This is a genomic window from Pseudomonas sp. BW16M2 (genome assembly GCF_014268865.1).
Classification (GTDB): Bacteria; Pseudomonadota; Gammaproteobacteria; order Pseudomonadales; family Pseudomonadaceae; genus Aquipseudomonas; species Aquipseudomonas peradeniyensis.
On sequence record NZ_JABWRI010000020.1, the window covers coordinates 90,559 to 99,835 of the forward strand.

The 9,277-nt window shown below is 66.1% G+C and carries 4 protein-coding genes; all 4 read left to right on the forward strand.

The window, feature by feature from the left end; all coding sequences use genetic code 11:
- Positions 1-188 precede the first annotated feature (188 nt).
- The 4 genes from HU735_RS18085 to HU735_RS18100 are packed head-to-tail and all read left to right on the forward strand — an operon-like array spanning position 189 to position 9,158.
- Entirely contained in the window at positions 189-1,475 is a 1,287-nt protein-coding gene (locus tag HU735_RS18085; protein ID WP_186714630.1) for an MdtA/MuxA family multidrug efflux RND transporter periplasmic adaptor subunit, read from the forward strand.
- Positions 1,472-4,570, forward strand: a complete 3,099-nt coding sequence (locus HU735_RS18090) for an MdtB/MuxB family multidrug efflux RND transporter permease subunit (RefSeq protein ID WP_186714631.1) — start codon at positions 1,472-1,474, stop codon at positions 4,568-4,570. Before HU735_RS18085 ends, HU735_RS18090 begins: the two co-directional genes overlap by 4 nt.
- Positions 4,567-7,677 (forward strand): multidrug efflux RND transporter permease subunit, encoded by a 3,111-nt coding sequence (locus HU735_RS18095; RefSeq protein ID WP_186714632.1) that lies wholly within the window; start codon positions 4,567-4,569, stop codon positions 7,675-7,677. The genes HU735_RS18090 and HU735_RS18095 overlap by 4 nt, the downstream gene beginning before the upstream one ends.
- A complete protein-coding gene (locus tag HU735_RS18100; protein ID WP_186714633.1) occupies positions 7,674-9,158 on the forward strand; it encodes an efflux transporter outer membrane subunit in 1,485 nt (494 codons plus the stop codon). Before HU735_RS18095 ends, HU735_RS18100 begins: the two co-directional genes overlap by 4 nt.
- Positions 9,159-9,277 lie beyond the last annotated feature (119 nt).

A 9,277-nucleotide genomic window follows, 5' to 3' on the forward strand; every position in this document is an offset into this window, starting at 1 on the left:
CTCCCACGGGTGCGTCACACCCTGTAACGGCCTGGACCCTGTTCCAGGCCGTTTTCATTTAAAGTTCACCCCTTTGCCAACGTCAGCCGAAGGTAAAGCACTGGTAAAGCCCCTTTGCTAAAGCGATGCCAGTGCTTATCGTTCACGCTCTCCACGCCGTCTTTCTCTGAACAAGGTTCGTTCGACCCATGCAAGCCTCCAACTCCCGTTCCCCTCGTCGCTGGCTGTTCGGCCTGCTGATCCTGCTGCTGGTGGCCCTGCTGGCCTGGTGGCTGTGGCCCGCGGCGACCGTCCACAAGGAAGGCGGCGGGCACCGTCCGGGCAAGGGCCTGGGCATGGGCGGGCGGCCGGGCTTCGGCGCCTCCACCGAGGCAGTGCCGGTGCGGGTCGAGCCGGTGCGGGTCGGAGACTTCCCGCTTTATTACAAGGCCCTCGGCACCGTGACCGCGACCAACACGGTCAACGTGCGCAGCCGGGTCGCCGGCGAGCTGGTCAAGGTCCACTTCAAGGAAGGCCAGCAGGTCAAGGCCGGCGATCTGCTCGCCGAGATCGACCCACGTTCCTATCGCATCGCCCTGCAGCAGGCCGAAGGCACCCTGGCGCAGAACCAGGCGCAACTGAAGAACGCCCAGGTCGACCTGGCCCGTTATAAAGGCCTGTACGCCGAGGACAGCATCGCCAAGCAGACCCTGGACACCGCCGAAGCTCAGGTCGGTCAGTTCCAGGGGCTGGTCAAGACCAACCAGGCCCAGGTCAACGACGCCCGCCTGAACCTCGAGTTCACCCAGATCCGCGCACCGATCAGTGGCCGCGTGGGCCTGCGCCAGCTGGACCTGGGCAACCTGGTGGCGGCCAACGACACCACGGCGCTGGTGGTCATCACCCAGACCCAGCCGATCAGCGTCGCCTTCACCTTGCCGGAAACCCAGCTCGACACCGTGCTGGCCCGTTATCGCAGCGGCGCCAGCCTACCGGTCGAGGCCTGGGACCGGGGCGACCAGAAGCTGCAGTCCACCGGCGTGCTGGGCAGCCTCGACAACCAGATCGACGTCGCCACCGGCACCCTGAAGTTCAAGGGCACCTTCCAGAACAGCGACCACGCGCTGTTCCCCAACCAGTTCGTCAACGTGCGCCTGCTGGCCGACACCCTCAAGCAGGTGGTGCTGGCACCGGCCGCGGCGATCCAGTTCGGCAACGACGGCACCTTCGCCTATGTGGTCAACGCCGAGAACACCATCAACGTGCGCAAGCTCAAGGTCGGCGCCAGCGATGGCGAGAACACGGTGATCGTCGAGGGCCTGGCCGCCGGCGAGCGCCTGGTGCTGGAAGGCACCGACCGCCTGCGCGAAGGCACCAAGGTCGATGTGGTCGAGGACAGCTCCCAGGTCCCGACCACCCCCGGCCAGCACCTGCAGGGGCAGGGCGCCAAGGGCTCGGCCCAGACCGCTGAGCCAGGCACCAAGGCGGGCGCATGAACCTCTCGCGCCTGTTCATCCTGCGGCCGGTCGCCACCACGCTGAGCATGCTGGCCATCGTCCTGGCCGGCCTGATTGCCTACAAGCTGCTGCCGGTGGCGGCCTTGCCCCAGGTCGACTACCCGACCATCCGCGTCATGACCCTGTACCCCGGCGCCAGCCCGCAGGTGATGACCAGCGCCGTCACTGCACCGCTGGAACGCCAGTTCGGGCAGATGCCGGGCCTGGAGCAGATGGCCTCGACCAGCTCCGGCGGCGCCTCGGTACTGACCCTGCGCTTCAACCTCGACATGAACATGGATGTCGCCGAGCAGCAGGTGCAGGCCGCGATCAACGCCGCCAGCAACCTGCTGCCCAGCGACCTGCCGGCGCCGCCGGTGTACAACAAGGTCAACCCGGCCGACACCCCAGTGCTGACCCTGGCCATTTCCTCGAAGACCATGCCGTTGCCCAAGCTCAACGACCTGGTCGACACCCGCGTGGCGCAGAAGATCGCCCAGATCAGCGGCGTCGGCATGGTCAGCATCGCCGGCGGCCAGCGCCAGGCCGTGCGGATCAAGGTCAACGTCGACGCCCTGGCCGCCAACGGCCTCAACCTGGACGACGTGCGCACCCTGATCGGCGCCTCCAACGTCAACCAGCCCAAGGGCAACTTCGACGGTCCGACCCGGGTGTCGATGCTCGATGCCAACGACCAGCTGCGCTCGCCCGAGGAGTACGCCAACCTCATCCTCAAGTACAGCAACGGCGCGCCGCTGCGCCTGAAAGATGTCGCCGAGATCGTCGACGGCGCCGAGAACGAACGCCTGGCCGCCTGGGCCAACCAGAACGAGGCGGTGCTGCTGAACATCCAGCGCCAGCCCGGCGCCAACGTCATCGAGGTGGTCGACCGGATCAAGGAACTGTTGCCGTCGATCACCGACAACCTGCCGGCGGGCCTGGATGTCAGCGTGCTCACCGACCGCACCCAGACCATCCGTGCCGCCGTGCGCGACGTGCAGCACGAGCTGCTGTTCGCCATCGCCCTGGTGGTTATGGTCACCTTCGTCTTCCTGCGCCGTTTCAGCGCCACCATCATCCCCTCCATCGCCGTGCCGCTGTCGTTGATCGGCACCTTTGGGGTGATGTACCTGGCCGGTTTCTCGGTCAACAACCTCACCTTGATGGCCCTGACCATCGCCACCGGTTTCGTGGTGGACGATGCCATCGTCATGCTGGAGAACATCTCCCGGCACATCGAGGAGGGCGAAACACCCATGCAGGCCGCGCTCAAGGGCGCGAAGCAGATCGGTTTCACCCTGATCTCGCTGACCTTCTCGCTGATCGCCGTGCTGATTCCGCTGCTGTTCATGGCCGATGTGGTCGGGCGGCTGTTCCGCGAGTTTGCCATCACCCTGGCGGTGGCCATCCTGATTTCCCTGGTGGTGTCGCTGACCCTCACGCCAATGATGTGCGCGCGCCTGCTCAAGCGCGAACCCAAGGAAGAGGAGCAGGGCCGCTTCTACCGCGCCAGCGGCGCCTGTATCGACTGGCTGATCAAGCACTACGGCACCACCCTGACCTGGGTGCTCGAGCGCCAGCCGCTGACCCTGCTGGTGGCCGTGGCTACCCTGGCGCTGACCGTGGTGCTGTACCTGATGGTGCCCAAGGGCTTCTTCCCGGCCCAGGACACCGGGGTCATCCAGGGCATCTCCGAGGCGCCGCAATCGACCTCGTTCGCCGCCATGAGCGAGCGCCAGCAATCCCTGGCCAAGGTGATCCTGCAGGATCCGGCGGTGCAGAGCCTGTCTTCCTACATCGGCGTCGACGGTGACAACGCCACCCTCAACAGCGGCCGCCTGCTGATCAACCTCAAGCCCCACGGCGAGCGCGACGTCACCGCCTCCGAGGTGATCAACCGCCTGCAGCCGCAACTCGACAAGCTGGTCGGCATCCGCCTGTTCATGCAGCCGGTGCAGGACCTGAGTATCGAGGACCGGGTCAGCCGCACCCAGTACCAGTTCAGCCTCAGCTCGCCGGATGCCGACATGCTCGCCGAGTGGAGCGGCAAGCTGGTGCAGGCGCTCAAGGACCGTCCCGAGTTGCAGGACGTGGCCAGCGACCTGCAGGACCAGGGCCTGCAGGTATTCCTGGTGATCGATCGCGACATGGCCAGTCGTCTGGGCATCACCGTGGCGCAGATCACCAACGCGCTGTATGACGCCTTCGGCCAGCGGCAGATCTCGACCATCTACACCCAGGCCAGCCAGTACCGCGTGGTGCTGCAGTCGCAGACCGCGGCCAGCCTCGGCCCGCAGGCCCTGGAGTCGATCCACGTCAAGGCCACCGACGGTGGCCAGGTGCGCCTGTCGGCCCTGGCGCGCATCGAGCAGCGCCAGGCCCAGCTGGCGATTTCGCACATCGGCCAGTTCCCGGCGGTGATGATGTCGTTCAACCTGGCCCACGGCGCGTCCCTGGGCGAGGCGGTCAAGGTGATCGAGCAGGTGCAGCAGGACATCGGCATGCCGATCGGCGTACAGACCCGCTTCCAGGGCGCCGCCGAGGCGTTCCAGGCCTCGCTGTCGAGTACCTTGCTGCTGATCCTGGCCGCGGTGGTGACCATGTACATCGTGCTGGGCGTGCTCTACGAGAGCTACGTCCACCCGGTGACCATCCTCTCCACGCTGCCCTCGGCGGCGGTGGGGGCCTTGCTGGCGCTGCTGCTGAGCGGCAACGACCTGGGCATGATCGCCATCATCGGCATCATCCTGCTGATCGGCATCGTCAAGAAGAACGCGATCATGATGATCGACTTCGCCCTGGAGGCCGAGCGTCACCAGGGCATGAGCCCGCGCGACGCGATCTACCAGGCGGCGCTGCTGCGCTTCCGGCCGATCCTGATGACCACCCTGGCCGCGCTGTTCGGCGCCATGCCGCTGATGCTCGCCACCGGTTCCGGCGCCGAGCTGCGCCAGCCGCTGGGCCTGGTGATGGTCGGCGGCCTGCTGGTGAGCCAGGTGCTGACCTTGTTCACCACGCCGGTCATCTACCTGTACTTCGACCGCCTGGCGCGCCGCTGGCGCCCGGCTGACGATGCGCGGCAGGCCGAAGCATGAACCTGTCCGGACCTTTCATCCGCCGGCCGGTAGCCACCATGCTGCTGAGCCTGGCGATCATGCTGCTGGGCGGGGTGAGCTTCGGCCTGCTGCCGGTATCGCCGCTGCCACAGATGGATTTCCCGGTGATCGTGGTGCAGGCCAGCCTGCCCGGCGCCAGCCCCGAGGTCATGGCCTCAACCGTGGCCACGCCGCTGGAGCGCAAGCTCGGCGCCATCGCCGGCGTCACCACCCTGACCAGCAGCTCCAACCAGGGCTCGACCCGGGTGATCATCGGTTTCGAGCTGGGCCGCGATATCGACGGCGCGGCGCGCGAGGTGCAGGCGGCGATCAACGCCACCCGCAACCTGCTGCCCAGCGGCATGCGCAGCATGCCCACCTACAAGAAGATCAACCCGTCCCAGGCGCCGATCATGGTGCTGTCGCTGACCTCGGACGTGCTGTCCAAGGGCAAGCTCTACGACCTGGCCGACACCATCCTGTCCCAGAGCCTGGCGCAGGTCAGCGGAGTAGGGGAGGTACAGATCGGCGGCAGCTCGCTGCCGGCGGTGCGCATCGAACTCGAACCGCAGCTGCTCAACCAGTACGGCCTGTCCCTGGACGATGTGCGCAATGCGGTGGCCAACGCCAACCAGCGCCGGCCCATGGGCTTCGTCGAAGACCATGAGCGCAACTGGCAGGTGCGGGCCAACGACCAGCTGGAAACCGCCGAGGACTACAAGCCGCTGGTGATCCGCCAGCAGAACGGCGCGATCCTGCGCCTGTCCGACGTGGCCAAGGTCAGCGATGGCGTGGAGAACCGCTACAACAGCGGTTTCTTCAACGACGAGAGCGCGGTGCTGCTGGTGGTCAACCGCCAGACCAACGCCAACATCATCCAGACCGTCGAGCAGATCAAGGCCGAGCTGCCGGCGTTGCAGTCGCTGCTGCCGGCCAGCGTCAAGCTCAACGTGGCCATGGACCGCTCGCCGGTGATCAAGGCCACCCTGAAGGAAGCCGAGCACACCCTGCTGATCGCCGTGGTGCTGGTGATCCTGGTGGTCTACCTGTTCCTCGGCAACCTGCGCGCCTCGCTGATCCCGAGCCTGGCGGTGCCGGTGTCGCTGGTGGGCACCTTCGCGGTCATGTACCTGTGCGGATTCTCGCTGAACAACCTGTCGCTGATGGCGCTGATCCTTGCCACCGGCCTGGTGGTGGACGACGCCATCGTGGTGCTGGAGAACATCTCGCGGCACATCGAGAACGGCGAAAATCCCATGCGCGCCGCCTACAAGGGCGCGCAGGAGGTGGGCTTCACCCTGCTGTCGATGAACGTCTCGCTGGTGGCGGTGTTCGTCTCGATCCTGTTCATGGGCGGTATCGTCCGTGGGCTGTTCAAGGAGTTCTCGATCACCCTGGCGGCGGCGATCATCGTCTCGCTGGTGGTGTCGTTGACGCTGACGCCGATGCTCTGTTCGCGCTGGCTCAAGGTCCACGGCCCGCAGCAGCAGACCCGCCTGCAGCGCTGGAGCGACCGCATCCACCAGCGCATGGTCGCCGGCTACGACAAGAGCCTGGGCTGGGCGCTGCGCCACAAGCGCCTGACCCTGTTCAGCCTGCTGGCCACCATCGGGCTGAACATCGCCCTGTACGTGGTGGTGCCCAAGACCTTGATGCCGCAGCAGGACACCGGCCAGTTGCAAGGCTTCATCCGTGGCGATGACGGCCTGTCGTTCACCGTGATGCAGCCGAAGATGGAGATCTACCGCCGCGCCCTGCTCAAGGACCCGGCGGTGGAGAGCGTCGCCGGTTTCATCGGTGGCAACAGCGGCACCAACAACGCCTTCGTGCTGGTGCGCCTGAAGCCGATCGCCGAGCGCAAGGAGAACGCGCAGAAGGTGATCGATCGCCTGCGCAAGGACCTGCCGAAGATCCCTGGCGGGCGCCTGTACCTGATGGCCGACCAGGACCTGCAACTGGGCGGCGGTGGCCGCGACCAGAGCACCTCGCAGTACCTCTACACCCTGCAGAGCGGCGATCTGGCGGCCCTGCGCGAGTGGTTCCCGAAGGTGGCCGCCGAGCTGCGCAAGCTGCCCGAGCTGACCGCCATCGACGCCCGCGACGGCGCCGGCACCCAGCAGGTGACCCTGGTGGTCGACCGTGACCAGGCCAAGCGCCTGGGCATCGACATGGACATGGTCACCGCGGTGCTGAACAACGCCTACAGCCAGCGGCAGATCTCGACCATCTACGACAGCCTCAACCAGTACCAGGTGGTGCTGGAGATCAACCCGAAATACGCCTGGGACCCGAGCACCCTCGAGCAGGTGCAGGTGATCACCGCCGACGGCGCCCGGGTGCCGCTGTCCACCTTCGCCCGCTACGAGAACAGCCTGGCCAACGACCGCGTCAGCCACGAAGGGCAGTTTGCCTCCGAAGATATCTCGTTCGACGTCGCCGAAGGCTACAGCCCCGACCAGGCCATGGCCGCATTGGAACGCGCGGTGGCCAAGCTCGGCCTGCCCGAGTCGGTGATCGCCAAGCTCGGCGGCGACGCCGACGCCTTCACCAAGACCACCGAAGGCCAGCCGCTGATGATCCTCGGCGCCCTGGTGCTGGTGTACCTGGTGCTGGGCATTCTTTACGAGAGCTACATCCACCCACTGACGATCCTCTCCACGCTGCCTTCGGCCGGGGTCGGCGCCTTGCTGGCGCTGTACCTGACCGGTGGCGAGTTCAGCCTGATCTCCCTGCTGGGGCTGTTCCTGCTGATCGGCGTGGTGAAGAAGAACGCCATCTTGATGATCGACCTGGCCCTGCAGCTGGAGCGCCATGACGGCCTGTCGCCGGAGGAGTCGATCCGCCGCGCCTGCCTGCTGCGGCTGCGGCCGATCCTGATGACCACCCTGGCCGCGATCCTCGGCGCGCTGCCGCTGCTGCTCAGCCGCGCCGAGGGCGCCGAGATGCGCCAGCCGCTGGGCCTGACCATCATCGGCGGCCTGGTGTTCAGCCAGATTCTCACCCTCTACACCACTCCCGTGGTCTACCTGTACCTCGATCGTCTGCGCCACCGGTTCAACCGCTGGCGCGGCGTGCGCACCGACGCTGCCCTGGATACCCCGCTATGAACTTTGCCCACACCCGAATCCACCGTGCCCTCAAGCTGCTGACCCAGGGACGCGGTTCGCGCCTGGTCAGCGCCGGGCTGTGCGTGGCCATGCTCAGCGCCTGTACCCTGAGCCCGGACTACCACCGCCCTGAGGTCAGTACCCCGGCGCAGTTCAAGCAGGCCGAAGGCTGGACCCAGGCCAACCCGTCCGACGCCATTGCCCGCGGGGCGTGGTGGGAGATCTATGGCGACAAGCAGCTCGACGCCCTGGTGGAGGAGCTCAACCGCAGCAACCAGACGGTGGCGCAGTACGAGGCGCAGTACCGTCAGGCCCAGGCGCTGGTGCGCAGCAGCCGTGCCTCGCTGTTCCCTTCGCTGAACCTGACCACCAGCAAGAACCGTTCGGCCCAGGGCACCGGCAGTTCCAGCTCCAGTCTGTCGAACAACAGCAGCGGCATCCGCGACACCTACAACGCGCAGCTCGGGGTGAGCTGGGAGATCGACCTGTGGGGCAAGTTGCGTGAAACCATGAACGCCAACGAGTCCAGCGCCGAGGCCAGCCTGGCCGACATGGCGGCCATCCGCCTGAGCCAGCAGTCGGAGCTGGTGCAGAACTACCTGCAACTGCGGGTGATCGACGCGCAGAAGCGCCTGCTCGAAGCCACGGTCGCGACCTATGAACGGTCGTTGAAGATGAACGAAAACCAGTACCGCGCCGGGGTTGCCGGGCCGGATGCCGTGGCCCAGGCGCGCACCCAGCTCAAGAGCACCCAGGCCGACCTGATCGACCTGGCCTGGCAGCGGGCGCAGTACGAGAACGCCATCGCCGTGCTGATGGGCAAGGCGCCAGCCGATTTTGCCCTGGCGGCGAGCAACGACATTCCAGCGTTGCCGCAGGTGCCGCTGTCGTTGCCATCGCAGTTGCTCGAGCGGCGTCCCGACATCGCTTCGGCCGAGCGCAAGGTCATGGCGGCCAACTCGAACATCGGCGTGTCGCGGGCGGCGTATTTCCCGGATCTGTCGCTGAGCATGAACGGGGGGTACTCCAGCAGCAGCTTCAACAACTGGATCGAGTTGCCCAACCGCTACTGGTCGGTAGGGCCGCAACTGGCGCTGACGCTGTTCGACGCCGGCAAGCGTAGCGCCGAGGTTGACCGGACGGTGGCGGTGTACGACCAGACCGTGGCGCAGTATCGGCAGACGGTGCTCGACGGGTTCAAGGAGGTCGAGAACTATCTGGTGCAGCTCAAGGTGTACGGGGACGAGGCGGTGGTGCGGCAGGAGGCGCTGGACGCGGCGCGGGAGTCGTTGCGGTTGACCGAGAACCAGTACAAGGCGGGGTTGATCGGGTATCTGGATGTGGTCAATGTGCAGACGACGGCGCTAAGCAACGAGCGGAGTGTGTTGACGTTGTTGCAGGGGCGGTTGGTGGCGAGTGTGCAGTTGATCGCGGCGCTTGGGGGAGGGTGGGATGTTGGGCGGGATTTGGTAGTGGAGTAGGGTTGGGTTTTTTTGGTTTTTTGATTGTTTTGTAAGTTGTAGGCGCATTCATTTGTGATGTCGACGCTTATTCACCTTTCCGCCCTTACGGCGGGTAACTTTTTGAAGGATCAAAAAGT